26 protein-coding genes are annotated in these 25,064 nt (G+C 65.7%); 21 read left to right on the forward strand and 5 right to left on the reverse strand.

Features of this window, described 5'->3' with window-relative positions:
* Positions 1-8: 8 nt before the first annotated feature.
* The 3 genes from MTHMO_RS05510 (at position 9) to MTHMO_RS05520 (ending at position 3,773) form a co-directional block, all read left to right on the forward strand.
* Positions 9-2,090, forward strand: coding sequence for a GspE/PulE family protein (locus tag MTHMO_RS05510; protein WP_237394789.1), 2,082 nt, complete (start codon positions 9-11; stop codon positions 2,088-2,090).
* A gap of 76 nt (positions 2,091-2,166) precedes the next feature.
* Positions 2,167-2,931 carry a hypothetical protein gene (locus MTHMO_RS05515; protein ID WP_202213892.1) on the forward strand — a complete coding sequence of 255 codons (765 nt, stop codon included), beginning with the start codon at positions 2,167-2,169 and terminating at the stop codon, positions 2,929-2,931.
* A gap of 257 nt (positions 2,932-3,188) precedes the next feature.
* Positions 3,189-3,773: a hypothetical protein gene (locus tag MTHMO_RS05520; protein WP_202213893.1), complete on the forward strand. Its 585-nt coding sequence runs from the start codon at positions 3,189-3,191 to the stop codon at positions 3,771-3,773.
* Positions 3,774-3,783: 10 nt separating this feature from the next.
* Here MTHMO_RS05520 and MTHMO_RS05525 read toward each other — a convergent pair whose 3' ends face one another.
* Complete coding sequence (locus MTHMO_RS05525) at positions 3,784-4,446, reverse strand: hypothetical protein (protein ID WP_202213894.1); 663 nt, start codon at positions 4,444-4,446, stop codon at positions 3,784-3,786.
* Positions 4,447-4,480: 34 nt separating this feature from the next.
* Here MTHMO_RS05525 and MTHMO_RS05530 point away from each other — a divergent pair, with 34 nt between their 5' ends.
* Complete coding sequence (locus MTHMO_RS05530; protein WP_202213895.1) at positions 4,481-5,092, forward strand: hypothetical protein; 612 nt, start codon at positions 4,481-4,483, stop codon at positions 5,090-5,092.
* A gap of 40 nt (positions 5,093-5,132) precedes the next feature.
* Here the strand turns inward: MTHMO_RS05530 and MTHMO_RS05535 are convergent, their stop codons facing one another.
* On the reverse strand, positions 5,133-5,795 hold the full coding sequence (locus tag MTHMO_RS05535) for a hypothetical protein (protein WP_202213896.1): 663 nt from the start codon (positions 5,793-5,795) through the stop codon (positions 5,133-5,135).
* Positions 5,796-5,872: 77 nt separating this feature from the next.
* Between MTHMO_RS05535 and MTHMO_RS05540 the strand changes: the two genes are divergently transcribed.
* The 6 genes from MTHMO_RS05540 (at position 5,873) to MTHMO_RS10900 (ending at position 12,939) form a co-directional block, all read left to right on the forward strand.
* Positions 5,873-8,029, forward strand: coding sequence for a TraM recognition domain-containing protein (locus MTHMO_RS05540; RefSeq protein ID WP_202213897.1), 2,157 nt, complete (start codon positions 5,873-5,875; stop codon positions 8,027-8,029).
* A 51-nt stretch (positions 8,030-8,080) separates the two neighbouring features.
* Complete coding sequence (locus tag MTHMO_RS05545) at positions 8,081-8,473, forward strand: hypothetical protein (RefSeq protein WP_202213898.1); 393 nt, start codon at positions 8,081-8,083, stop codon at positions 8,471-8,473.
* A gap of 244 nt (positions 8,474-8,717) precedes the next feature.
* Complete coding sequence (locus tag MTHMO_RS05550) at positions 8,718-8,978, forward strand: hypothetical protein (RefSeq protein WP_202213899.1); 261 nt, start codon at positions 8,718-8,720, stop codon at positions 8,976-8,978.
* 15 nt (positions 8,979-8,993) lie between these two features.
* A complete protein-coding gene (locus MTHMO_RS05555) occupies positions 8,994-9,590 on the forward strand; it encodes a hypothetical protein (protein ID WP_202213900.1) in 597 nt (198 codons plus the stop codon).
* A gap of 36 nt (positions 9,591-9,626) precedes the next feature.
* On the forward strand, positions 9,627-11,306 hold the full coding sequence (locus MTHMO_RS05560; protein ID WP_202213901.1) for a hypothetical protein: 1,680 nt from the start codon (positions 9,627-9,629) through the stop codon (positions 11,304-11,306).
* Positions 11,307-11,388: 82 nt separating this feature from the next.
* Positions 11,389-12,939 carry a hypothetical protein gene (locus MTHMO_RS10900; protein ID WP_237394790.1) on the forward strand — a complete coding sequence of 517 codons (1,551 nt, stop codon included), beginning with the start codon at positions 11,389-11,391 and terminating at the stop codon, positions 12,937-12,939.
* Positions 12,940-12,986: 47 nt separating this feature from the next.
* Here the strand turns inward: MTHMO_RS10900 and MTHMO_RS05570 are convergent, their stop codons facing one another.
* Positions 12,987-13,985 carry a MoxR family ATPase gene (locus MTHMO_RS05570; RefSeq protein ID WP_202213902.1) on the reverse strand — a complete coding sequence of 333 codons (999 nt, stop codon included), beginning with the start codon at positions 13,983-13,985 and terminating at the stop codon, positions 12,987-12,989.
* Positions 13,986-14,003: 18 nt separating this feature from the next.
* Here MTHMO_RS05570 and MTHMO_RS05575 point away from each other — a divergent pair, with 18 nt between their 5' ends.
* The 3 genes from MTHMO_RS05575 to MTHMO_RS05585 all read left to right on the forward strand — a co-directional run bounded on the left by MTHMO_RS05575 (position 14,004) and on the right by MTHMO_RS05585 (position 16,742).
* Entirely contained in the window at positions 14,004-14,207 is a 204-nt protein-coding gene (locus MTHMO_RS05575; RefSeq protein WP_202213903.1) for a hypothetical protein, read from the forward strand.
* Positions 14,208-14,434: 227 nt separating this feature from the next.
* Positions 14,435-15,628, forward strand: coding sequence for a hypothetical protein (locus MTHMO_RS05580; protein WP_202213904.1), 1,194 nt, complete (start codon positions 14,435-14,437; stop codon positions 15,626-15,628).
* A gap of 25 nt (positions 15,629-15,653) precedes the next feature.
* Positions 15,654-16,742, forward strand: coding sequence for a sigma factor (locus tag MTHMO_RS05585; protein ID WP_202213905.1), 1,089 nt, complete (start codon positions 15,654-15,656; stop codon positions 16,740-16,742).
* Here MTHMO_RS05585 and MTHMO_RS05590 read toward each other — a convergent pair.
* Positions 16,730-16,909 (reverse strand): hypothetical protein, encoded by a 180-nt coding sequence (locus MTHMO_RS05590; RefSeq protein ID WP_202213906.1) that lies wholly within the window; start codon positions 16,907-16,909, stop codon positions 16,730-16,732. The two genes, MTHMO_RS05585 and MTHMO_RS05590, sit on opposite strands and share 13 nt — an antisense overlap.
* Before the next feature lie 146 nt (positions 16,910-17,055).
* On the opposite strand from MTHMO_RS05590, the gene MTHMO_RS05595 reads away from it, so the two are divergent.
* Positions 17,056-17,955, forward strand: a complete 900-nt coding sequence (locus tag MTHMO_RS05595; protein WP_202213907.1) for a hypothetical protein — start codon at positions 17,056-17,058, stop codon at positions 17,953-17,955.
* Between the two features lie 12 nt (positions 17,956-17,967).
* Here MTHMO_RS05595 and MTHMO_RS05600 read toward each other — a convergent pair whose 3' ends face one another.
* Positions 17,968-18,384 carry a hypothetical protein gene (locus tag MTHMO_RS05600; protein ID WP_202213908.1) on the reverse strand — a complete coding sequence of 139 codons (417 nt, stop codon included), beginning with the start codon at positions 18,382-18,384 and terminating at the stop codon, positions 17,968-17,970.
* A 271-nt stretch (positions 18,385-18,655) separates the two neighbouring features.
* Here MTHMO_RS05600 and MTHMO_RS05605 point away from each other — a divergent pair, with 271 nt between their 5' ends.
* From MTHMO_RS05605 to MTHMO_RS10905, 7 genes are all read left to right on the forward strand, one after another.
* A complete protein-coding gene (locus tag MTHMO_RS05605; protein WP_202213909.1) occupies positions 18,656-19,075 on the forward strand; it encodes a hypothetical protein in 420 nt (139 codons plus the stop codon).
* A gap of 420 nt (positions 19,076-19,495) precedes the next feature.
* Positions 19,496-20,095 carry a hypothetical protein gene (locus MTHMO_RS05610; RefSeq protein ID WP_202213910.1) on the forward strand — a complete coding sequence of 200 codons (600 nt, stop codon included), beginning with the start codon at positions 19,496-19,498 and terminating at the stop codon, positions 20,093-20,095.
* Entirely contained in the window at positions 20,092-20,658 is a 567-nt protein-coding gene (locus MTHMO_RS05615; RefSeq protein ID WP_202213911.1) for a hypothetical protein, read from the forward strand. Before MTHMO_RS05610 ends, MTHMO_RS05615 begins: the two co-directional genes overlap by 4 nt.
* 18 nt (positions 20,659-20,676) lie before the next feature.
* Positions 20,677-21,321, forward strand: coding sequence for a hypothetical protein (locus tag MTHMO_RS05620; RefSeq protein WP_202213912.1), 645 nt, complete (start codon positions 20,677-20,679; stop codon positions 21,319-21,321).
* A gap of 697 nt (positions 21,322-22,018) precedes the next feature.
* On the forward strand, positions 22,019-22,189 hold the full coding sequence (locus MTHMO_RS05625; RefSeq protein WP_202213913.1) for a hypothetical protein: 171 nt from the start codon (positions 22,019-22,021) through the stop codon (positions 22,187-22,189).
* A gap of 480 nt (positions 22,190-22,669) precedes the next feature.
* Entirely contained in the window at positions 22,670-23,941 is a 1,272-nt protein-coding gene (locus MTHMO_RS05630) for a hypothetical protein (protein ID WP_202213914.1), read from the forward strand.
* 1 nt (position 23,942) lies between these two features.
* Positions 23,943-24,857 (forward strand): hypothetical protein, encoded by a 915-nt coding sequence (locus MTHMO_RS10905; protein ID WP_237394791.1) that lies wholly within the window; start codon positions 23,943-23,945, stop codon positions 24,855-24,857.
* Positions 24,858-25,064 lie beyond the last annotated feature (207 nt).

Raw genomic sequence — 25,064 nt, forward strand, 5'->3', positions numbered from 1 at the left:
GAACGCCGTTGACCGGTCCCCCCCCTTGCCCGTCGCCGTTCCGCCTTTCGCGGAATCCGCATCCGGCCGTCCAGCGCCTGGAGTCCTTCCTGATCCGAAGCCGCCTTGTGCTGGTCGATACCCTCAAAGCGTGGCATGCCGAAGCGACGGATTTCGACCTGGAAGAAGCACTGGTGCGCCACAGTCGCTCGCTTCCGTGGGAGCGGTGGGCGGAGGCATGCGCCGGACAACCCGGATGGCCGCCGCTCTACCCGGCGGATGCGGGGCACCCGCTGCCGGAGGCCGCCTTCTCCGAGACAGGCCGGCGGTTGCGGCGCGAGAGCCACGGGATCCTGCTCTCCCAAGAGCCGGCTTGGTGCATAGGAATTCTCAATCCGTTCCGGCTCGAAGAGGTCGAATCCTTTGTCGCCGGCCATCTGGCCGACAAGCCGCGCTGCTTCTTTTTGCTAGCGCCCGGCGATTACGGCACGCTCGCGCTCCGCATCGAGCAGGACGCGGCGGGATTCCCCGACTGGGAAGAAGAGGACCGCGAAGAGTGGGCGTCCCGACTCGGGCTGGATCCCGCCCTCTATCCCTCGGTCTCCGCGCTCGTGGGAGAAATTCTCTTCGGAAGGGATCCGCACCCGGTCATCCCTCTGGGAGCCGTCGCCCAGGCCGGGCCGATTCCCGGGTGCGAAAAGGCGCTCCTGTGGCGCCGATCGCAAACTCACGCCTGGGTGCTGACTCCCGACGCCTTTTGCCCCTCCTTGATCGACAGCCTGATCGAAACCCTGCGGGCCAAGATCCATCCGGTCGCCTGCGGTCCGAAGCACTTCGCCCGGCTCCGATCCCCAATCGAAAGGCCGAAAGAGCCTCCGGGCCTCCTTTCCGCCGATCCGCTGCACGTTCGGAGCTGGCCGCCGACAGAGCTGCTCAACCTCAACCGCTCCGGCATCGTCCTTTTCGATGCGATCGTGAGCTCCGCCCTGGATATGGGGGCTAGCGATATCTCTTTGGAACCCAAAGAGAAACAGGTTAGGGTGCGGTTCCGGGTCGATGGGGACTACTACGAACAGGCGCCGCTGACGCGCTCCCAGTACGCCGCGCTGCTGGACCGGGTGAAGCTCTACGGCAACATGGCCGCCGATGCCAAGGGCATCTTCCAGGACGGCAGCGGGACCCATCTCCATCGTGGGATCCGCTACGACCAGCGGTACAGCATCGTCATCGCCAAGGGAATGGAGGAGGTGACGGCCGTCCGCCTTCTTTCCTCCCGCGTGCCGAGCCTCGCCGATCTGCGGCTCCCTCCCTTGGAGCATCAGACGCTCCTCTGGTTCCTCAAGCAAGGAGAGGGCATGTTCATTTCCACGGGCCCTACCGGGAGCGGAAAGACCACGACCCTGTATGCGATGCTGCGGGCGATCAGCACGCCCAGGCGAAAGCTGATGACCGTCGAAGATCCGGTCGAGAAGCATTTTCCCGATGCCGTGCAGATCGAAGTGCGGGAAGAGGCGGGGATCACCTTCGCCTCCGCTCTCCGCGGGATCGTCCGGCAGGACCCCGACGTCCTCATGGTCGGAGAAATCCGCGACCGAGAGAGCGCGCAAATCGCCATCGACGCCGCTCTCACCGGCCACCAGGTCTTTACTTCGATTCACGCGAACGACGCGGTCGGTGTGGTCGAGCGGATGGTGCAGAGCTTCGGCATCGATCGGCTGGCGATCGCGTACGCGCTCCGGCTTGCCGTCGCCCAACGGCTCGTCAGCAAGCTCTGCCCGTTTTGCCGGCAGACACGCCCCGCAGAGCCGGAGGAGATCGCGCCTTTCCCCGAGGTGGCGATTCCCGAGCCGGTTGTGGCCGAGGCCCCGGGCTGCCCGGTCTGTCGAGGGACCGGAACCGCAGGACGAATGCCGGTGATGGAGCTTTTGCCCGTGGACGGGGAGATCTTGGCGATGTTCGAGGCGGGAGCCACCCCCAACGAGATCCGCCGCCACAACGAGGGGCGCGGCTTCAAGCCGCTTTCCCGCCAGGCTGCCGAGCTCTTCATGACGGGGACAATCACCAGGGAGGAGGCGATGCTTCTCCTCTCCTCCCGGACGCTTTCTAAGTAACGCGAACCGGACCGCGCCGCCGCGGATGCGCCCGCAAGGGCGATCGCCTAACAAGGAGGAGGAGAATCCACAATCCATGCAACCGGTTCAAATCAATCCTCAGGGGACGAACGCCGCCGAGCCGCACCGGCCGATGCTCCATCCCTTGCACGGGCAAAATGTCGATCTGGCGAACGAGAGCGGCCTGGGCGTAGGAGACCTCGCCCGGGCGGCGCGCAACCTCTGGAGCCTCTGCAAAAGATCCCTGCCGTGGCTCATGGGCGCCTTCGGCGTCTACCAAATCTGGCGGTTGTTCGAAGACCGCGCAGACCACGCGCCCGCGAAGAGCCCGGAGGAGGCCGCTGTTGTGCCGGCGGGAGGCCGGCCGGCGCGACGGCCGCCCTCCCCTTCCCCCGCTATATCCGGACCGATTGCCGGATTGCGCGCCGCCGCCCTTGGGGTCGTGGGAGCGGCGGTTGCCGCCATCGAAGATCCGGAAAAGCGGAAGCCCTCCGATCCCTTCGCCCTGCGACTGCTCCGAACGGTCACCCGCTTCGCCGGCCCCGGTGCGAATACCGGCCTTGCGTTGGAGGAAGCGGCCCCCGATGTGATCTGCGGAACCCGGCTTCTCTCGCGCGGGGACGCTGTTCATGCCGGCGGGGCCTTCGCGCGCGCGTTCGTCAAGACGGCGATGACGATGGCGGCAGGGAGGGCGGGGAGACCGCGGGCGAATGGGCCCTCGGGTGGCTTCCCGCCGGAAGGCCCGTCGGCCGCTGGCTGGGGTGGGTCTTGGGATCGGCGTTCGGCGAGCGGCTCGGCACCGCCGCTCTGGCCGGGCTGCAAAAGATCGCGGCCTCGCTAAAACAGGAGCCCTCCGCGTCCCCATCTTTGCCCGAGGAGCTTCCGACGAAGACCTCCGTCGGGGCCCGGCGCAAGGCGGCGGCGTCGCCGGAGATTCGACCGGAAGAAAAGCGGGCTGCGGCAGGTCCGAGGCCGGACTTCGTGACCCGGACCATGGACCGCGGCATCGGGCGCTAAGGGGAGGGCAAGGCTTGCTACAAAAGCGTGCCCGAGCACGCGAAGGGAAAGCACGGAATCCGAATCGGAATAGGAGGGGATATGGGAGAGCATGTTCGTCCGGTAGAAGTGCGCAGCCACACAGGAGGCGAGGGAGCGGTCCGGGCTCCGGAGATCGCTTCGCTCTCGGCTCCGGTCGGCGGCCCGGACTACGCCGGGCAGTCGCTGGGTGGCGCGCTCGGGCAAGCCATGGGCCGAGCGGAGCCGCCGGAAGAGGCGCGCCGGCCGGGGCCGATCGGCCCGCTGCGCCACGCGGCGCAGCAGCTGACGGCGAAGGCCGTAGAGACCGCACGCTCGGCCGGCGAGACGGTGCACGAGATGGAGCAAGATCTGGATCGGGCCACGGAGCACGGTCTTTCCGAGATCAAGCAGCGGGTGGTCGAAATCTTTTCCACCCGCTATCGGCCGAGCGGACCCGAAGCCGAAGAGCAGCAGGCCGCTTACGCTCGGAGCCGGGAGCGTTTGGATCGGGCGTCGCCAATGGCGCTCCCGCGGCGAAAGGAAGCCGAAAACGCTCCTCCGCCGCTGGATTCCAAAGATTTTCCCCTTCAGCCTTACCTCCATCCCGGGCGCGACCGGCAGGACGAGCAGAAACGGCAGATGGAGCGGGGAGGCCGAACTTTGTGAGCCCGATCCGCTATCGGATCTGGCTGCGGCCGACGAGTTCCTCGGCTTCTTCCTTGATCTGGATGATACCGCGCACGTCTGCGATGAGCCGGTAGGGGTTCTCTTTCTCGGAAAACCCATCCGCCAGAGGCGAAAAGGTTTCTTGGACTTCTTGGGCCGCCTGCGCCACGGCCGCTACATCCTCCATGAGCGCATTGCTCCCCTTGCCGAGCAGCGGGAGATAATCCTTCAGGAAAAAGCTCGCTCCCTCGTGCAGAATCCAGCCCATCATCGCGGAGACCGGGAGCGAAAACTCTCCTGCGCAGCCCTGAGAACACCATGCGAGATAGCGCCAGAGGTAGTCGCTCGCCATCATCGCAATCGCTTGATGGATCAACGCGCTCGCTTTGAGGGATTCTTTCCAGCTTGTGGCCAAATTCCCGAAGAAGCCGATGTGCTCCTCGCAGAGACGCTCGACGATCGGCGACTGCCCGAAGTAGGCGACGACCGGCGGATAGGTGGTCAACCAGAGCGCAAGGCGGTGGGCCTTTGTCGCCGGAAACGCCAAGTCGATCGGCGTGCGCAGATCCGCGTCGTCCAGGAGAGCGAAAAAGGCCAGATTGCCCATTTCGTTGGGAATGGGAAAAAGCGGACGATATTCGACGGGTCCGCCGCCACCACCGTTTGCATTCATGTCCTATCCAATAGGGCAGCAGAGTCTTCTCCCGATGAGCACATCCGATGGTTCGCCGGAGAGCCGATCGGCAAAAACTTCCGAGGAGCTCAACCGGCGGCTCCGGTTCCGGCGGAGCCTGCGGGAGCTTTCCTCGCTCCCTCCGATCCCCCCATCCCTGCTCTCGCTCGATCCGGAACCGAAAACGGGGGCGATCGATGCCGGCCGCGTCGATTCCGGATGGCTCCACCTTTGGACGCCGATCGGGCAGTGGCCCGATCCCTGGCGAGCCATCTATCGCCAGGATCTGTTGGCCGTTTTTCCGTCACAACGCAAGCCCGAGCCGGCCGGGATCGAGGAGGTCGCTCTCTGCTCGGGGGTCTTCCGGTGCCCGCGGAAGGGATTCCGGCTCGAAGAACGAAGCTGCCTTTTCTACTGCCAAGGCATCTGCGCCCTGGCGACGCTCCAGCGGCGCGCGGATGCGCCGGATCCATCCCTAAGCCCGAGCGCGCTGAGCTATTACCTGGGGATCTCCCGGCAGCGGGCATCGCTGCTCTCCAGTCGAGCCCGGGCCTACGTCGAGAGGGGAGTGCGGAGCAAGCGGGGCTTTCGTGAGCTCTGCCCTCCCGGCGCGCGAGGCGCGAGCGCTTCCCGGCCGGGCGGCTGACGGACCCCGCGCGCCGCCGGCGCGACGGTCGCCTTCGCCCTCAACTGCCGCTGCGGCGGTGGATGCGCCAGAAGACTAAGAGGGCGAGCGTTTCGGCGGCGAGCGCCAGAAGGATAGCGCGACTCCAGAAGAAGCCGAGCGTGGCGCAAAGAAAAGCGGCCATGGCCAATGCCGCCCCCAGGCGCGCCGGACCTTGGCGGGAAGCGGGAACCGCCCGCCAGAGACCGGGCAGATCCCGGAAGATGTCGACGAACTGGATGCCTTTTTGGAGAACCGCCCGCGGCTCGATCTCTTTGGCCAGCGCCTCGACCTCGGCGAGCTCCCGCTGGTTTTCCAGCCGGACGACCAGCGGTTCCGGGCAGCCGGGAAGGTAGAGATAACCGGAATAGGAACGCGGGCTAGTCTTGCGGCAGATGCCGAGCGAGAGGATGCCGGCGGCCGTTTGGGCTGCGACGGAGCGCCGCCGGCACTGTTCCCGGAACTCGTCCGGGGTGGCAAAGCCGTAAGCCCGCCAGGCTCCTTCCCGGACGAGCAGGCTTCGGCCGCCCCCCGCCGAAAAGGAGGCTACCGCCGATCCGTCCGGCCACTTCTCCGGCCAATCCGCCGGCTCGGAGCGAAGGACGAAGCCGTCGATCCTGCCTTCGGCGACTCCGCGCACCCAACTGCGCCAATGGGCCGGCCATCCGGTCTCCTGCTCGTGCATTCCGGGTAAAAAATAGAACGCAGGAACCGATGCGCCATGTGGCGCACCGATTCCGGCGGCCTATTCTCCGTTTTGCCATGCTCGAAAAGTTGCAGACGCTGGGCCGAGCCTTCGGCAAGCGGATTTTGGCTCCGCTCTCCGCCGATCCGAAGGCGCCCAAGGCGACGCTCGCCGCCCGCTCCACCGGAACCGACTACTGGAAACGGGCGCCGATCGGCGAAGGGGAATACGGAGCCCTCCGCTTCCGCGTGGCCACCGAACCTCAAGAGCTGGTTGACGAGCGGGGGCGGCCGCTCACGATCGGGGATCTTTACTCGCACGCCAGCATCATCGGCGGGTCCGGAGCGGGAAAGACGCGCTATGTGCTGACCCAGATTCTCGAGAGCCTCTTCCGGGCGACCGACCTGCGCAACCCGGAAGCGCGCCGGGCCCGTAAATTCGGCGGCCTTTTCCTGGACGGAAAGTGCGAGCTCACCGGAATTCTCCGGTGGCTTGCCCAGAGGTACGATCGAACCGAGGATCTCCTCCTTTTCGGGCCGGACCACGATCTGGCCATCGATCCGTTCAACGATCCGGACGCGCTGCCCTCGGAGCTGGGGGATCTGATGATCACGCTCAAGCAAGCGGTGGACGACGGAAAGACCGCCCAGGATCCGTTTTGGGATGCGGCGGGCCGGAAGCTGTTCACCTCCCTCTTCCAGCTCCACCGGGCTCTTGTCGCGGCGGCGCAGGAGGGGTTGATCGAAACCCCGCCTCCGCCGATCTCCTTTTCCCTCTTGAACCTGCTGGTCATGGATCGCGGGCTTCCCTCCAATCAAGCACAGATCACCCAGGCGGAGGCGCTCATCAAGGAGCTTCGCGAGAAGGCCTTTGCCTGCTTCGAAAAGCTCTCGCGGATCACGAACCGGGTCGAGCCCGAGATCCCCATGCTCCTAGCCCGGATCAAGAAGAGCCTTCGTTCCGTCCTGGAGGAAGACCGTCCAACCGAAGACGACGCGCGGGAGGCCTGGCTCCTCCGGCGTAGCTCCTTCGAGACGGCGGTAAGGCTCCTCGAAGGGGATCCGCAGCCGAAGCTCCGGGGGTCGCCCGCGGCCTGTCCGCTCCTCGCCTATCTCCCGCAGGTCCGCACGTTGCGGACGATCCTTTACACCCACCGGGTCGACGAGGAGCTCTATGAAAGGGCGGCCGGCATCCTCGAAGAGGTCGCCCACCGTTTCCGCGGCCTCATGCCCCACTGCGAGCTGCTGCCGGAGCGGGGCGGGGAGCTGCGCGATCTCTTCCTTGATTTTCTGAGCGAAGCCGACCAGGCCGTCGCCCTCCTCTCGGAGCTGAGCCGCACGCCGGTGCCGGCGCCGGAGCATGGGCCGCTCCAGCAATGGCTCGAGCAGTACGAGCGGGTCCTGCGGAGGCGGGGCGTGGAGCCCAATTCCGACGAGATCTACCTATACTTCCGAGGTGAATACCTCAACATCGCCAACGAACGCACCTCCGGATCGATCGGCATGACCGTCTCCACCCTCACCTCGCTGATGACGCAGCCCCCCTTCAGCTCGATGGTCCGACCCGGTGGCCGTCTCACCTTCCGCGACGTCATCGACCAGGGGAAAATCGTGGTCCTCGACATGAACTTCGCCCGCTGGCGCAACGCGGCGAAGGTGGCCAGCCTCCTGCTCAAGCTCGACTTCTTTCGGGCGGTGTTGGCCCGGAAGACCTTGATGAAGGAAGACAAGACCCCGATCAACCAGGAGCGCCCCGTGATCTACCTCTGCGACGAGTTCGCCACGGTGGCCACCACCGGCGACTGGACGGGAGAGCGCGGCTTCTTCGACAAGGCGCGGGAATACCGCTGCGCCTGCATCATCGCCTTCCAGTCGCTGGCGGTCTTGGAAGGCCGCCTGCCGAAGCCCGAAATCGAGGCCATCCTCACCAACACAGCGACCATGATCTTTCTCCGGAATCCGCACACGGCAACCAACGAGTTTGCCTCCCGCCTCTTCGGCGAGGTCGATCGCAGCGATGGATTTCTCTCCCGCGGAACGCAAGAGCTTCTCTTCGATCTGAACAAGCCGATCGCGGCCCAGGATTTCCAGATCAACTTCCGGAAGGACCTGCTCTACTCGCCCTATGTTTTTCCGAAGCTCAAGGACGGAGAAGCGATCGTGAAGCTCCATCCCCGCTTCGGGCGCCGGAGCTTCAAGCGGGTGCAATTTCTTCTGCATCTGGTTCCGCGATAGAGGGGGAAACGGCGCGCCCGAACCACTGGAAACAAAGAAAGGAAGACAGCGATGTTCGAGCAGATTCACAATCCGAATGCCGGAGTCCACCAGCAGAACCTCCAGATCGTCGGCCTCATTTTCCTGGCGCTGATCTCCGGGGTGCTGACCGTGAACGGGGACCGCCTCTTTTTTTCCAGCACCGTTTCGTCGGGCCCGGAACTCTGGCTCATCTTTCCTGTTGCCGTGGCCTATCTCGCGGCCGGTTCTCGCTCGGCGGCCGACCTCGCGGTCTTCTCCTTCTACACGGTGGTTCTTTCGGTCACGCTCCTCGGCGCCACCCACCTCTACGCCCGCTACATCGGCACCCCGCGGAGGATCCGCATGATGGTAGAAGAGGGGGAATATCAAGCGGAGCTCAAGCAACGCTACACCGACGCGATCCGGGCCAGAAAGGGGCAGTAGCGGCGAGATCCCCGATCGCCCCACGAGGAGTCATGTCCAATACGCTCTCCCCCCGATCTCCCTTAGCTCAACGGCTTTCACGGCCATTTCTCACAAATTTCGTAGCCGAGGCGCCGCAAATGGGCTTGGGTGCGAGGCGGGCGCAGGTTTTCTACCGGAGCTGTATGAAGACATACTCCGAGGATGGAAAACCAAGCGGGAGCGAAGCAGACGAGCCCGTTTTGCAAGCCGTAGGAGAAAGCTTGTGAGAAATGGCCGTTCACATCTCTGCTTGGCCTTCGTGGCCTTTTCGGCGGTCCGGGACGCGGCGGCACTTCTTTCCCGTTCCCGGCACGATGCCAGCCGCTTTCTTTGGCAAGGAATCGCCCTGGCCGCCGCCGCCGGATGGGGAAAGACGGGTCAGAGCCTGGAACATTGGCTGCTGGAGCTGGGAGCGATGCTGGAAGGGGGATTTCAGGAGATCGGAGGACACCGGCGGCACGATCCCTCTTCCCGCCTCCGCTAAATTCGGAAGGCGACCGTGGCGCGCAATCCAAACGAGGGAGCCGAGGGCGAGACGGCGGAGCGGCCGGAGCGGGTGGTCTACCCGGAGGATCTCGCACTCGATCTTTTAGGCGGCGGAACCCCGTCCGTCTCTCTGCAGCAGCGCGCGCTTCTCTTCGAGGCCTACTTCGCGCAGCGCCTGGGCGGGGATCTGCCCCGCACGAGCAGATCCGAGCCGGCCTTTCCGGCGATCGTCGTCGACCGGACCTTCTTTCGGGAACTGCTTGAGGGGGAGTACCCGATCTGGGCGCGAATGCTCGACGAGTCACCCGATGCGTGGGCGGAGTGGTTCGTGGTCGATTCGGCGCGGGATCCCGGATCGGTGCTCCTCTCGATGCCGATCGAGGATCCTTCGGTCGGAGAGCACTCGCTTTGCTTCCTCTCCCGCTCTTCGGACCATCCGCAAGGCCGGCTGCTGATCCCCGTGTGCCGCGAGCTGGCCTCCGCCTGCCAAGCGCTCCACCGGCGCTGGAAAGGCCGTCCCGTCCCCTTCGTCCGCTTCGACCGGCTGCCCGCCGGGTTCGTCAACCGGCGCACACGCCTCCTCCAGCTTCAGGCGTTGGCGGGGCGATAGGGAGGAGACGGCCGTAAATATCCTATTACCGGGAGCATGAACCGAATTCTCTCCAATGGCGCCGCGGTCGTGCTTCTGCTTGCCGCCTTGGGCTTGCCTCTCTGGCCGCTCTCCCGCGCCGACGCCCAATACTCGGTCAACGTGACCGACTTCACGGGCCAAGCGGGAATGCTCATGCAGCAGATCCAGCAGCAGCTGGCCTGCATCCAGACCAAAACCCAGCAGGTCCAGCAGCAGACCTTGCTTCTCCAGCAGATGGAGCAGGGGACAAAGAAGAGCGCCTCCCAACTCGCCGGCCTCAGCCAGTTGTCCGCCTACGAGAGCCAGCTCAATCAGAGCCCCTTGGCGGCGCAGAACCTGCTCGGGCCCGGCGGTCCACTGGGGATGCTATTCAACGGCAGCGGCTTGGTCGGTGCCGGACTCGGCTTTATCGGCAACCTGATGGGTCTCTCCGGCCTGCCGCTCGGCATGTCCTGGATGCCTCCCTTTCTGCTCACCGGCCTCAATGCGGCCCAAATGGCGGCCGCGCAGGCTCTCGGCAACCAGTTCCTGGGAAGCGGCAGCCCTGTTCTGGGCGGGATGCTCGGAAATCTCGGGACGATGGCGACCAGCTTCGCGCCGCTGTTCCTGGGGGCATCCAACCCGCTCTCGACGATGGGCGCAGGAGCGCTCGGCAACCTGGCATCGCTCGCCGCGGTAGGCGCTTCCGGCGGGTTGAGCGGGGCCGCTCTCCCTGCAGCCCTCTCCGCGATTCTTCCCTCTGTGCTTAACGGCGCGACGATGATTGGAAACGGGGCGTACGTCCGTCCGGCGGCGCAGCCGACCGATGCCGCTTACCAGGCGGTCACCTGGGAGGGCACGGGCCCCCAGCAGGCGGCATTCTGGACGAGCCAAGCGGGACTTCCGAATGCTTCCGCCACGGCGGGCGGGCTCTACCATCCGATCACCGGCCCCAACGCGAACGCCGCCTACGGATTGAGCCCGGTCGCATCCGACATCTTCACCAGCGGAGCCTGGGGGGCCGTGCAGCGGTATCAGATCGACCAAGCCCAAAGAGCCGGCGCGGGCGGCACCGGCCTCGCGAATCCGTTGGATACCTATGCCCAGCAAAACCTCCCTGCGATCCAGACGGCTCTGCTCACGACCCCACCCGGAGAGCCGATCGTGCCCCGCCCCGCCAGCACCTTCCACCCCTTGCCGGAGGAGAGGCTCCCGATCGTGCCCGTGCAGCTCGGAGCCGGCGGGCTGGCGGGCGCCGTGGGCACGCTCGTCACCGGAATGGGAGCCGCCGTCATGCAGACCTTTTTGGGCCAGATGGCTGCGAACCTCCAGCGCATCCAGCAGAATTATGCGAGCGAGCAGATCAACCGGCAGCTCTACCAGCATACGCAGGCGACGATCGCCGCTTTGCAAGACCTCCAAAAGGCGGCGCAAGGATTGGCGGCGACCTTTACGGACAACCCGAATCTTCCGATCGCCCAGGTGGCGCAGTTCCGAATGCTGGTGAACAGCGAGATCAACGCCAGGCATCAGCATCTGAACGCTCTCCAGCAGCAGATCGAGCACCACCGGCAGACCCGTTACGGGCTTCTCCAAGAGCATGAGCATCTCCGCCAGGCGATGCGCCAGAGGACGATCCTCGATGGCGGCGGGACCGCCAACGCGCTCTTGAACCAGATCAACGCACGGGTCAACGCCGGGAGCAACGGAGCCTAAAGGAGGGTTCGCGGCCGGCCGAGCGGGCTCGGGGACGAGCGGAAAAGAGCGGCAACCATCCACCCTGCCAAAAAAAATGCGCATGCGCCACGGCCGCTGTCGGCGAGTCCTCCGGATCCCATTATGGCTTCTGCTGCTTCTCGTTTGCCTCCTGCCGGAGAGCCTCTGGGCGCAGAGCGGGTATCAGGTCAATCAGGCGTTCAACGTCTCGCCCCTCCTGGAAGCGATCATGCAGTTCGCCTTCCGGATGGGCAACCTTCTGCGCCAAAACGGGCTGGCGATCGCCCAGGGGGTGATGCCCTATGTCCTCTTCTCGGCCGCCACCTTTGCCGGATGGCGGATCGTCTTCGGCCGGCCGATTCTCGATGAGCTCCTCGATTACACCCTGCTTGCGTTTCTGGTCTGGCTTCTGGTATATGCGCAGGCGCCCCAGCTCCTGATCGACCGCTATCGCCAGGCGATGATCGCCGGCGGCCAGCAGATCGGCATCCAGATCGCCCAGATGGGAACGTCGGACGACCCGCCCCCGAGCGGACCCGATCCGGCCCAGTGGTGGTTTGCCTGGATGGGACTTCCTCCGGGCACAGGAGGGGAGTCCGCGACCCCCGCTTCCTCTCCTTCGCCGCAGACCTTCAAATTCGGTCCCACCTATATCGGATCGGTGATGTTCAAAACCGTCTTCCCGGGAATGGGCCCGAATCCCTTCGAAAACGTACAGCTCTACCAGCAGCTCCAACAGATTTTGCAGACCTTGACGAATAGCTTGAATATTGGCGGCGGCAACCCGAAGGGGGGCGAAAACACCAATTGGAATGAAATCCTCTTTGTGGGGATTCCTTTGATCACCTCGCTCGGAATGGTGATCGGGTTGATCGTAACGGCCGCGATCCTGGCGATTACCGCGGTCTTCAGCCTGATCTTCACCCAGCTCCTGATCGTCGCGGGGAGCGAGCTCGCCTATCAAGCCCTGCTCGCCTTCGGGCTTGTGATGTTGCCCTTCATCTTCTTTACAAGCTTCCGGGGGATCTGGCGGCCGATGCTGCAAGCGCTGGTCGCCACCGCCCTGGTACCGACCCTCTACTTCGTCTTCGCGGGCGTCGGCTACGCCCTCTCCGTGACGATCTTCCACTTCATGTTCGGCCAAGGGCAGACCCAAACGGTGCTCGGATCGGCGATCCCGACGATCCTGCAGGCGATGGTAGGCTGGCCGACGCTGAACCCCGTCAGCCCCTCTCCGGCCAGCGACGCGGGCAATAGCGTTGCGGGTTCGGTGGTGGCCGTCATCCAAAAAATTTTGGCATCCGGCGGCAGCATGGCGCAAAATCTGGCGACCGCCTTATGGGGCCTGCTGGAGGTGGCGGGCGCGTGGGCGTTCTACAGCCTGGGCGTGAACGTCGTGGCCGCCTTCATCCACGCCGGCTCGATGTTTCCCTTTGTGGCCGCGCGCATCGCCTTCGGCTGGTCCTCCGCGTTCGCCGATATGGCCGGCGCCATGCTCGAAGGGTTCAGCCAGAGCTTCAGCCGCATTCATGGGGCGGTCAGCGAAGGGCTGCGGAGCACCGGGCAAGACGCGATCGGCCGCGTCTCCAGCTGGGTTCAGTCGGTCGCATCGCGGCCGGGATCTTCCCGGTAGGGCGAAACCGGGCTGCGGCTGCGGCGCACCCGTGGACAAACTTCTTGTCAGGGGCGGGAGAGCACCCGCGAAGGACCCGGCGGACCGGCATGCCCGTTTTGGTGCCCGCCGACGGTTGCCGGCGCCGCATCGGCGGCCGGCTCCTCCCCCGGCCGGTCGGCGGCAAGGATGAGGGAGCGCAGCCGCGCGGCCAAGGCCATCGGGTTTTCCTCCAAGTACTTCCGGTCCTGCGGCAGGGGAATGAGGCCGGCCACCAGAAACCGGCTCCACTCCAAGAGGGTGAGATGGCGGCGGCGGATGCGCCAGCAGTCGCCGAGCAGCCGGACGATTTCCGGCGGGGATGGTTTCTTCCTTACCCCCGGGTGCTGGCGGAGCTGGTTGGCGGCGGCCACCAGCGGCTCGCAGAGCTCTCTGGTAGCCCAGGGCCAGGTACGCTGGATCAGCCGGATTTCGGTTTCCGGCGCGGGCCATCCCATGTAGACGGTGCGGCAACGGCGGATCAGCGCCTCGGTCGCATCCCGGAGATCGTTCTTGGTGATCGCCACAAAAAGATTTCCGGGATCGGCGCGCAGCTCGCCTCCGAGCTGAGGAACCGTGATCGCGCCTTCGTTGAGAAAATCGAGCAGAAAGCTGTCGACAGACACGTCGGCCTTGTCGAGCTCGTTGAGAATCAGGACCGTCTTCTGCCCCCTGGAAGCCGCAATCGCCTGGGGGAGAAGGCCTTCGACGAATCCCTGCCCGTCCAAGGAGCGATCCCGAAGGAGTTCCTCCTTTCCGCAGCCCGGGAAAAACTGGAAGAGATAGCGCTTGGCTCCCAAGATCCGGGCGATCGCCTTCCCCAGAAAAGTCTTGCCGCAACCCGGCGGTCCGTCGAGAAGAACGGCTGCCAGCGACTCGTCCGTTCCCATCGAGTGGACGGCGCATTCCACCGCCAGCACCGCCGCCGGATCCGTCAAAATGTAGTCCGGAGGGAAGACGAGCCGGGGAGCGGGTTCGAGGCTTCTCCCATCGGACCCCGGGGATCCGGTTGCCGGCGGACTCTCCATCGTCCTACTCCATAGGTTATGGAACCAATTCGTTTTTCCGTCATCCCGTTTCCCGACGAGTGCCGCGTATGCCAAGCCCGGAATGGGCGAGAGCTCGGGCCGTGGCTCGACAAGGCGAACCCTTCCGCCTTCGGCCCCTTGACCGCCGGCGGAGAAGAGCGGATGCCGACCCGTCCCGAACCCGAGCGGAAGAGCATCCGTTGGCGCGATCGGCGCGACTGAGCGCCTTTCCTCCTCTAACGGCCATTTCTCACAAATTTCGTAGCCGAGGCGCCGCAAATGGGCTTGGGTGCGAGGCGGGAGCAGGTTTTCCACCGGAGCTGTATGAAGACATACTGCGAGGATGGAAAACCAAGCGGGAGCGAAGCAGACGAGCCCGTTTTGCAAGCCGTAGGAGAAAGCTTGTGAGAAATGGCCGCTAATCGCCGGATCGCCTCCGGAGCCGGACGATGCACGAGGTCAACGGGTTTGCTCTGCTCAACGAGGCCGAGGTCGCCTTGGTGCTCGGCCCCTCTGGGCAGGGGAGCGGACCGATCGTCCGGATCGGCGCGCCTTCGCTGAGCCGCGCCGGGATGGAGGCCCTCCGCCGAGAAGCCGAATCTCTTTCCGGACAATGGCCTCGGCTGGCGCGCACTTCCGATCCGGGTTCCCTCCTTGCGGAGCGATTGGAGCGGATGGCGGCCGCGCAAGAGGCCCGGAGCGACAGCGCCGCTTGCTCGGCGACCGCGATGGCCCTGCGCGATCCGCAATGGCGCACCAATCCGGCCGTCCTCGCGGATCTGGCGCGCGTCACGGATCGGATGGGACGGCCTTGCGCCGTCGCATCGGAGGCCGAGGGCGGGACGGAAACGGCCGTCGAGGGCGACCGGATTCCCTCCTTCGAAGAGTTTGTCTCCAGCGTCCATCGGAGCCTGCCGGCGGAGCAGAGACGCCGGTTGGCCAACCTCTACGAGGAGCTTGCCGCCGCTTACCGGAGCCGCTACGAGGCCCTTTTGCGATACCATTGGGTTCTCGCCGGCGCAGAAAACGCCCGGCAACGGTCCTGCCCCTGGTCGGCCAAGGGCTACTATCGGCCGATGCGGGACGGACGCGATCGGGTGCTCGCCGATGCCCAGGGACGGATCTTCTTCGAGTACGTGAATCCGGCCTCTCCGACCCGCTGGGCCCGCAAGGCGGCCCGGGCGGCCGCCCTCGCCTGCGGGAGCGGCCGGGAGCAGGCCGACCGGTTCGCCGAGCGCTTCCACTTTTTGGACATCGCGGCCGGGGAGCTTCGGGCCGGGCTCGAGAACACCGCTTCCCACTTCTTCCATATGGTCAACAGCAAGAACGTCACCGATCCCTATGCGCGGGCCTTCGCCATCGTGTTCTGGTCGGTGAAAGACTTCCTGGACAGCCGGAGCGGGGAATATCCGGAGGTGGTTCGGGGTGCCGCCCTTCGCGAAGCGGCCGGCAAGGCCGCGGCTTTGCTCGCGCTCCCGCAGGAGCGGGCCCGGGCGGAGGAGGAGCTGGCGGCGATCGATCGCCGAATCGGCGCGCGGGAGCGCGAGATGGAGGCGGTTCTCGGGCAAAACGGGTGGAGGCCGGGGGAACGGAGGGCGGCGCCACGGGCGCCCGTGGCGCATGGCGGCGACCGGAGCCGATAGGTCCGTTGTCCTAAAGAAAGGAAGCGTGAAGCTGGCCGGAGAGGACTCGCCGGAACCCGGCGGCGGGAAGAGAAGCCCGATCCCTTGGGCGGAGGAGATCGCCCGCTATCAAGAGAGCCTGCGTCGGGAAAAGCTCGCCCTCTTGGCGGTTCCGGCGGTTCGCGGGATCTTGGTCGAGAGGCTTCTCTCGATGCACGAGCCGAGCCGGCAGCGCCGGATCAACGCTGCCGAGGTCGTCGGATTGATCTCCCGCCTTCGCAGCCAGCACGCTCCGGCGCTGGAGGCCGTGCTCGCCGCTTTGGACCGGTTGAAGCTCAACATATTCTGGTGGAACACGCTGCGCGAGGCGGCCGAGGAAGACCGATCCGGCGCGGCAGAAGAGTGGCGCCGGTGTCGCTCCAATCTCGCCGCAGTCGCGGAACCCCTCCTGGTCGTCGGCTTGCGGATCGTCGAGCGGTTTGTTTCCGAGGAGCAGAAGCCGGAGATCCGCGAGGCGATCCGAAGCGACGGCATCATCGGCATCTACCGGGCCTTGGAGCGCTTTGATCCCGGCCGGAACAAATCCTTCCCCCAGTACGCGACCTACTGGGTGCGGAACGAGATCGCCACGGGAGCGCTTCGGTCGCGCGTCGTCCCGCTCACGGGCCATGGCCGGCGCAAGCAACGAAAGGAAGCGGTCTCGACCTCCGACCCCGAGGCCGCCTCTCCTTCTCCCGAGCTCCACCTGCTCAGCTTGGACGCGCCAGGGGCGGCGATCGATTCCGAAGAGGAAGGGGGCTCCCTGCACGAGGTTCTCCCCGATCGCAAGACCTCACCGCCACTTCTCGACGCCCAGGAACTGATCCGGGAGTGGCTCGAGATTCTCCAGGACTGTCCCGACTCTTTGCGCGCCTTCCTGGTGCTCCGCTACTACTTCCCCGTTTGGCCGGCGGAAGCCGTCGGCGCGGTCCGCGGAGCGGAGGTGTTCGAGGCGCTAGCGCCCATGGCGCGCGAAAGGCTGACCGCAGCTACGTCGCCGATCCGGATTTCGGGTTTCCGACATCCCGCCTGCGCACCGAGGGACCGCCACCTCTCGGGCACAAACGTTGCGAGACCGGCAGGCTACCGAGAATGAAACAACCGGCCGACCCAATGGACCACCGCCTCCATCGCATCGCCCGTCATGTTCCAACCGTTGAGGAGCCAGGAATGGATCGGTTCGGGGGCGAAGCGGTCGAGGGCGATCGCCACGAGCAGGGCGGTGCCGATATCGACGATGTAGTGTCCAATCTTTTGGCGCATGCGTAAGACCGTTCTCCGGAATCAGGTTCTTGCCTGCCTGTCTCACGAGGTCGGCATCCGCGGCGTCCGTCCCTTTTCGGACGCCGGCCCGAGAGAAGCGAACCGGGTTTGCCATAAGTAGGACCAGACCACAAGGAAAGAGAGCGATGGAGGCGGGCCTGCTGCTCATTCTGTACAGCGGACTTCTCTGGGCGCTGCGGGGAGTGCCTCCGCCGCCGGCTCCTTCCGGCCGGCTCGCCGTTCTCCTCTGGCAGCTGGTCTGCCTGGGTTGGTGGCCTCATGGAGCGTTCCTCCGTCAAGATCCGAAGGCGAAGTGGATTGCGAGCGCCTGGATCGCGGGGACCTTTTTGCTCGGCCGGGCCAGCCTTTTCGCTCCCCACTCCCCCCTCGCCTATTCCCTGGATCAGCTCGGAAACGTAGCCGCCGGCCTCTGTCTTCTGGCGGGCTTCGGCTTGGCCGCGTTCCAATTGCGTGCCCGAGCGGAGGAAGCGACTCCCCGAGCACAGGAGAACCCACCGCCTCCCCGGGCGCTCGTGGCGCTTCGCGAGGACGAAGGGGTAGTCCGGCTGCCCGGCCATGCGGTGCAAGCCGCACGCCGGTTAGCGCCCAAGCTCTACGTGATGCCGGGCGAAGCGGCGGCTCTTCTCGGGAGAGATCGAGTGGTAAGCCTGGCGCCATGGCCGCCGGAGGCCGAAGCCGTCGAAACGGCGTTGGTCGCCGTCCAGGAAAAGCTCGCGCAAACCGAGGAACGGGCGCTTGCCCTAAGCTTGGAAAAGGACCGGGCGATGGCAGGGCTGCGCGCGATCGAAGGACGGCTCGAGGAGCTGGAGCGGGCCCGTTCCCAGCTCGTCAAGGATCTGGCGCGGATGCGGGCGGAGAGCCGCCTCGGAAGCCAATCGGAATTCTATCGCCTCTCCGAGGAGGAGTTGATCCAAGCGCGCGAGGTCCGGCGGAAGGAGATCCTGTGGATCGAGCAGATCCTCGAAGTCCGGCAGAAGGCGGGCGCGGCGGAAGCCGATCCGGCGGCGCCGGAGCCGGTGCCCTGAGCGGCTTCCGGCTCACCGGTAACCTTGCGGCTTCGGTCGGGAAAGAGGGGGGGAGAATTTTCCGGAGGGAGGGCAGACGGTCCAGCGGCAGCCGGTGCAGACGTCGAAGAGGGTCACCCGGCGCCAGCCGAAGTGAAGGAACGGGAAAAGCAGGCGGAGAACGCCGCGGGCCAGCGATCGGGCGAGCGTGAGCCGGCCGGCGGATTCCAGCCGCCAGCCGAGAAGCCGATGAACGGGCCGGGAGCCGATCTTCGCCTCCCAGGTAGCGCACCAGATGGGATGAAGAAGAAGGAAGAGCAGATCTCCCGAGCGTCCTGCGGCCCAAAGGCAGAGGGCCAAGAGCGTGACGGCTTCCGCAAGGCTCGCCATGCCCCGTTCCCAGAGCGCGGGCCGGGCCGGCTTTCCTTCCTTCCGTTCGACCGCCGCCATCCTTCCTGTTTCATAGGGCGCCCGTCTCCTTCCGCGACCGGTGTCCTAGCGGCCATTTCTCACAAATTTCGTAGCCGAGGCGCCGCAAATGGGCTTGGGTGCGAGGCGGGCGCAGGTTTTCCACCGGAGCTGCATGAAGACATACTGCGAGGATGGAAAACCAAGCGGGAGCGAAGCAGACGAGCCCGTTTTGCAAGCCGTAGGAGAAAGCTTGTGAGAAATGGCCGCTAGTAGACCGGTGCATCCCACCGATCCATCCTGCCGCTCCCCTATGAAAAAGAGACCTCTGGCTCTCTTCTGCCTCGCAGCCGCAGCCCTCGTTCCGGCCGGATGCGGAACCGGCTCCCCGGTCGCCTTTGCGCCGGCCTGTCCGGTCGACGTTCCGTGCCGAGCCAGCGACCCGATGCTCTCCTCCCAGCCCGTCCGCGTCCGGCCTTCCCGTTACGGCTTCGTCCTGAGCGAATCGCTGCGGCTGGGCGGCAAGCGCATCCTTCCGGCGGGAACCGAGCTCCGCGCCGAGCGGGTCTACGTCCAATCGCTTCCTCCCCGCTACGTCGTCGATGGGCTTCGCTTGGATCCCCGGATGCCCTTCGTGCCGGCGACGGGCGACGTGATCGAGGACGGCGGAGTCTTTTGGGCCACGCTCAGCAATGCACGCATTCCGCGGGAGAGGCCCTCTCCGAAGCGGTAGCCCGCGGAAATAGCAGGCGGGTGGCGATGTCCTATGGAAGGCATGGAAGCGATGAACACAGAGCGGAGCTTGGCCGAACGAGAAGGGGAGGACCGTGGGGAGCCACGCCGTACCCCGGCGCCTCTGCGCCCCGGCGGCAGCGTCCCGGCGGCGCGGAGCCCCGGAGCCTCCGGGCAATTCCCTCGCCCTCCGGAAGCTCCGTCCGGCAGCCCTCCCTGTTCGGACGAAGCGCCGGCAAGCCCCGCAGACGCCCCGGAACTTTTTTCCAAGGGAGAAGGAGCCACCGCGGGAAGCCCCGCGCCTTCGGAGTCCCCGTTTTCCCGTTCTGCTCGCATCCCAAGCCCGATCGAGCCTATGCCGCCCGGGACCTCCCATCGGACCGACAAGACCAGGAGAAAGCCCCCTCTTCTCCTCGGGACGATGGGAGGGATCCCGGCATGGACCAATGGGCGGGACGCGGCAAAGGCCGCCCCGTCTCCTCCCAACCTGTTCGGCCTTCCGATCGAGCGCTTGACTCTCTTGGCCGGTTGGGCGGTCCTTGCCGCCAGCTTTTTCTACCTGGCCGTCAAAGCCGTGCCCGTTCTTGCCGCCCCTTCCTGGTGGCAGGCCGACGGCGCCGCGGTTCGGCTGGCCCGCGAGGCGGCGACCCTCGTCGAGGGGGCCCGCGCTCTTGCGCAGGAGGAGGCGGTGCGGACCCGGCTCGCGCCGCTGATGGCGGCCGTCGCCTTCTCCTCGGTGCCGACGCTCCTTGTCGACGAGGCGGAAATCCTGGCCCCGCTGCCGAAGCAACCGGGTCGCGTCCGGATCCAGATCCGCAGCTATGACGCCGACGGCATGGGAGCGCTGGCGACCTTCGGCGCGATGGTGGCGATGGGCTTCGAACGGAGCACGGGGAAGAAAGTTCGGCTCAACCCGACCGGTCTCAAGATCCCCTATGCGTTGGATGCGGGAAGCCGGTACAGCCCGGAGCCGATTCGGGCGACTCTGACGGCTCCCCTGCGCTGGGAGGAGTGGCAATGAGCGCCCGCACGCTCCTCTCCCTGGCTTCCTGCCTCGTGCTCAGCCTGATCCTCCTCGGGCTCGCCTGCTGGATTCCGGAAGAAGGGAAGAGGCGTGCGCGCCTCTTCCAAGAAGACGAGGAGGCGAGGGCATTCCTCAGCCGCCACGCCCGGGAGATCGAGGAAGCGCGATGGAGGCTTTCCCGCTGGCAGCAAGGGACCGCGGGCTCGGCCGAGAACCGGCTGGTGGACGCCGTGAGCCGCTTTCAACGGCACAGGGATGACTTCCGGCTGGTCGGGCTGATGCCGGCTCCCGAAGGAATCCTGATGGAAGCGGAATGCCGGTCGCAGGCGGCCGTCGAATTTCTTCTCTTCACCGATCGCGAGCTCCCCGACCTGACGCCATCCCGGATCTTCCTCAGCCGCCCCCCGGAAACCCGGGTGGGCAGCTTGCGCGCCGAAATCAGCTTTCGGCGGCTGCGGCCTCCGGAGATCCATCCCGCCGGCCCCGCTTCTCCCGATCCCGAAACCTTCCCTCCCCCCCCGTTGGATCCGCGAGCGGCCGAACTTCGAATCCGTCCCTGATGCACTAAGGAGGAAGCAATGCAGGAGAGCACCCCGCCCCGTCAGGCCGAGGAAGTTCGACCGCCGGCCAAAGGAAAGACGCCTTCTCGGACGACCCTTCTCCTCTCGGCCGTGCTCGGGTTGCTCCTCCTTCTCCTCTTCCTTCCGAACCGGCGCAGCGGCGGCGGCTCGATGGGGAAGATCACACATGCGGCGGCTGAAACGGTTTCGGCCGGTGTTCTGCCCGGAGAGAGATCGAGGCGGATCGTCCAAGACCTTCCCGCGGCTCCCGTTCCGAAACCGGCGGCAAGCCTCCCCATCCCCCCTCCGGGAGGCGTCGATGCTTTCGGGTTGCCGGCCGACGGCGCCTTCGAAACCGGCTCGGCCCAAAGCGGAGACCGGCCTCTTTCCTTGGCGAGCCTTGCCGCCTACCTGCCGATTTGGGGCTATCTGGAGGGAGAGGAAGTGATCGTCGGAGGGCGGGTCTATCATCCGGGCGATCAACTGGTGATTCGGACGCCCTCCGGGCTGTGCAAGGCCCGCGTGGCCCAAATCGACCGCCACTGTCTTGTCCTCCGCGACGAGGAAGATACGGAGGTCCGCGTTCCTTGGCCGCGTGCGAGCGGGGGAGCGGCATCGGCGGTCAACGAGATCTTCATCGACCCGACATCCTCCCAACGATGAACACCCTGCTGCGACTCTCGCTCCGGGTCGGCGCACCGCTGCTCTGCTTTCTTGCTCTTCCGGCCCAGGCAAAGCCATGGAGCCGGCAACCTCCGCCGCCTAAGCAGTTCGATCTCGATTTCCGTCCGGGAGCGAAACCGGCTCCTTTTTCCGCCGAGAGCCCTTCGGAAAGACCGCCTGACGACGGAGCCTCCAGGGCCTATCACATTCTCGGCATGCCGCTGAACGCCTTCCTCCAGGCGATGGCGCAGCGTGCCGGAGCCAATTACATCCCCTCGCCGGAAGTCCAGGGGATGGTCAATTCGGTCTTCTACGATCTCGACCCCTTATCGATGGCGAAGGCCGGAGCCCGGAGCAACGGCTATTCCCTCGAGTCCCTCGACGGCGTTTTCGTCGTCCACCGGATCCCGCCCCCTGAGCAGACCCAGCCACCGCCCAGCACCTTTCTCCAGCGCAAGGCGAACACCGGCGCCTCCGTCCCTCCGCCCCCTCCGGCGCCGGCTCCGGACGGGCCGCTGACCAAAGCCGCCTCCCCGCGGCGGCAGCCGCCGGCCCATCCGGGGCCCGTCAAGCCGGAGCAACTCGCCTCCGGGGAGAAGCCCCCGCGCAAGAAAGCCCCCGCAACGCCGCAATCCGTCCTGGCCGCCGAGGACAAGAAGCTTGTCGCGCTCACCAAAAAAAGCTGGCCCGGCAGAAGATGGAGGAGAAAGAGCTGCTGGCACAGGAGCGGCAGCTCCACCGGCGGCTTCAGGAGGAGGAGCGCGCCCTCCAAGCCGAGAGGAAAGCCACCGAGAAGGCGCTCCGGGAACAGCTCCTCCGGGCCAAGAAGGCCGCCGAGGAGCTCCGGCGGATGCAGGCGGCCGAATAGCCTAAGCCGCCCCCGCTTGCGAGTCGAGGCCCCGGCCGCCGGGCGTTGACCTCGTCCACCCCGCGCTCCGCCTCGCTGTCCTATGGGAATAGGCATGGCCCGGCCCTCCCCATCCCGCCGCCGTTGCCCGCTCTTCCTCCGCCTGCTCGTCGCCGCCTATTGGCTCGCTTGGTCCTTCCGGGCCCCGGGGCAGCTCTACCAACTTGAAGCCTTGCCCGCCGAAAGCCCGGCTCCCCAAGCCGCTTCCTCCGCGCCGGCGGCAAGCGGGTCCGATGCGCCGGCGCAAAACGGCGCCACGGGCGCCACGGCCGCCGCTTGCGACCCATGCCCGCCGCTCTCCCCTTCGGCTGTGCAGCCGGCCGCGAAAGCAGCCGGTGGCGCCTCTTCCGACACCCAAGCTCCTCCGGAGAAGAAGTCCGACCAACCGGCCGATGCCGACCCTCCCCGCCTTCCGAGAGCACGCTGGCCCACCGCAAGCGAGTGGCTCCAACTCCAGGCTGCGGAGAGCGCCGCAAGAAGCAAGCTGCCGGGCAACTCCTTCCCCGATCGGCCCGACTGGGCGCTCCGGATCGGCGATCCCACCCCCTGCCCCCATTCGGCCTACAGGCATCCTCTCCTCCCGCCGGCGCAACCCCGCAGTGGGACATCACCTTCGTAGCCAAGCCCGCCGTCCAGGCCGACAAACCGATCGACCGGCCCATCGACCATGCCCCGGCGGCCCTACCCGATGGCCGGGCCCATCCCGCGCCCTCTTTGCCGGCACCGCTCCCTTCCCCTCCACCGGCGGCGCGGGCCGAATCGGCCCCTTCCGCAGCCCCAGGGCTTTCCGGACCATCGATCCCCCCGGGTACTGGTACTCCGAGCCCGCTCGGCGAGGCGGCCGGCTTCGCCCGGGGCTTTGCCCAGGGCGCAGGAGATGAGCTCAAGGACACGGCAACCACCCTCCGCCGGCTCCCCACGGTCGCCTACGAGGTCGCCACCGACGCCCGGTATCGCCAGCAGGTTGGGAAGGCGGTGGCCGCCAGAGCCCGCGCGGCGGCCGAGTTCGCCAAGACGGCGCTCACCCATCCCGACGAGGCGGCCCGCCGGATCGCGAGCGCCGCCGGCCAGGCTTGGCAATCCTTTCTAGACGACTACCAGCGCGAGGGGGCCGCCGCCCTCGGCCGCGCCCTCGGCCATGCCGTGGTCTTCGTCGCCACTACCATCATCCCCGGCGGAGGAGAAGCGGCCGCCGCCGCCAAAGCGGTCAAGGCGTTCGAAGCGATCCAGGCGTTCGAAAAGGCCGGAGACCTCGAAAACGCGGTTGCGCTGTTGAAGGCGGCCAGGGCGGCCGGACTCGAGGATAAACTAGCGCAGGAAGCCAAGCTTGCATTCATAAAGGCGGGCTGCCCTCGCGGGTACGTCGACATATTTGCGATTGAATTTTCGAAAGATTATCATTGGGCACGTCCCGAAACCTTGTACCGCCACTCGGTGGAGCACGAAAAGGACTTCGGGGCAACGGGCCCGGCAAGCTATGCCAGGATGGCGCAGGAGTTCTTGCGGCGCGCGCAAGCCGAAGGGCTGCCCACCAAGATCGATTCGGAAGGGGTGATTCGAATCTACGATCCGGCCACCGCCACTTTTGGCGTCTATAACGCGGATGGAACGACAGCGACGTTTTTCAAGCCGTATGGCGGCGAGCCAAAGAAAGCCCAAGCCTATTTTGACCGACAGCCCGGAAATTCTCCGAATCTTTTAGGAGGGCCTTGAAATGCCGTACATCTGTCCCGTATGCGGTTTTCCTGATTTGCTAGATCCGCCCCGCAGCAAGTCCGGCGGAGGTTCATATGAGATCTGTCCCAGCTGTCGGTTTCAATTTGGGTACCATGATGATGCTTATACCTACGAAGAGTGGCGCCAGCGGTGGATCAAGGACGGGATGGGTTTTTGGGCGTATTGGGAGCGGCCTCGTGGCTGGGATCCGGTCGAGCAGCTCCGCAATCTCGTAGCTCTTGGAGCGGACATAGACCTCGAAAAGGCGGCGCGCGCCGCCGACGCCACAAGATATCGAGCCGACATAATTGCGAAGGAATTTTCGAAAGATTATCATTGGGCACGTCCCGAAACCTTGTACCACCACTCGGTGCGGCACGATAAGGACTTCGGGGCAACGGGCCCGGCAAGCTATGCCAGGAAGGCGCAGGAGTTCTTGCGGCGCGCACGAGCGGAAGGGCTGCCGACAAAGATCGATTCGGAAGGGGTTATTCGAATCTACGAACCGGCCACGAACACTTTTGGCGCCTATAACGCGGATGGAGCGACCAAGGCGTTTTTCAAGCCATCGACGGGCCGACGCTATTTTGACAGACAGCCCGGAAATTCTTCGAATCTTTTAGGAGGCATTGAAATGCCGTACAGAGGCCTTGAAATGCCGTACATCTGTCCCGTATGCGGTTTTCCTGATTTGCTAGATCCGCCCCGCAGCAAGTCGGGCGGAGGTTCATATGAGAACTGTCCCTGCTGTGGCTTTGAATTTGGGTACGATGATGATGATCGTGGCTTTACCTACGAAGAGTGGCGCCAGCAGTGGATCGAGGGCGGGATGCTTTGGCGTGAGAGGCCCGCTTACCCGCCTTTTGGCTGGGATCCGGTCGAGCAGCTCCGCAATCTCGAAAAGCTAAAATAAGTTCGAAGAGCGCTTCCCTGCCGCCCAGGAGCGCCCACACCACCCACGCGACGGCACGGAGGAAAGGACCTTGGGGCAACGAGCTCGGCAGACTATGCCAGGAAGGCGCAGGAGTTCTTGGGACGCGCGCAAGCCGAAGGGCTGCCGACAAAGATCGATTCGGAAGGGGTGATTCGAATCTACGATCCGGCCACGAACACTTTTGGC

Origin of the sequence: Methylacidimicrobium sp. AP8 (genome assembly GCF_903064525.1) — a bacterium.
Lineage (GTDB): Bacteria > Verrucomicrobiota > Verrucomicrobiia > Methylacidiphilales > Methylacidiphilaceae > Methylacidimicrobium.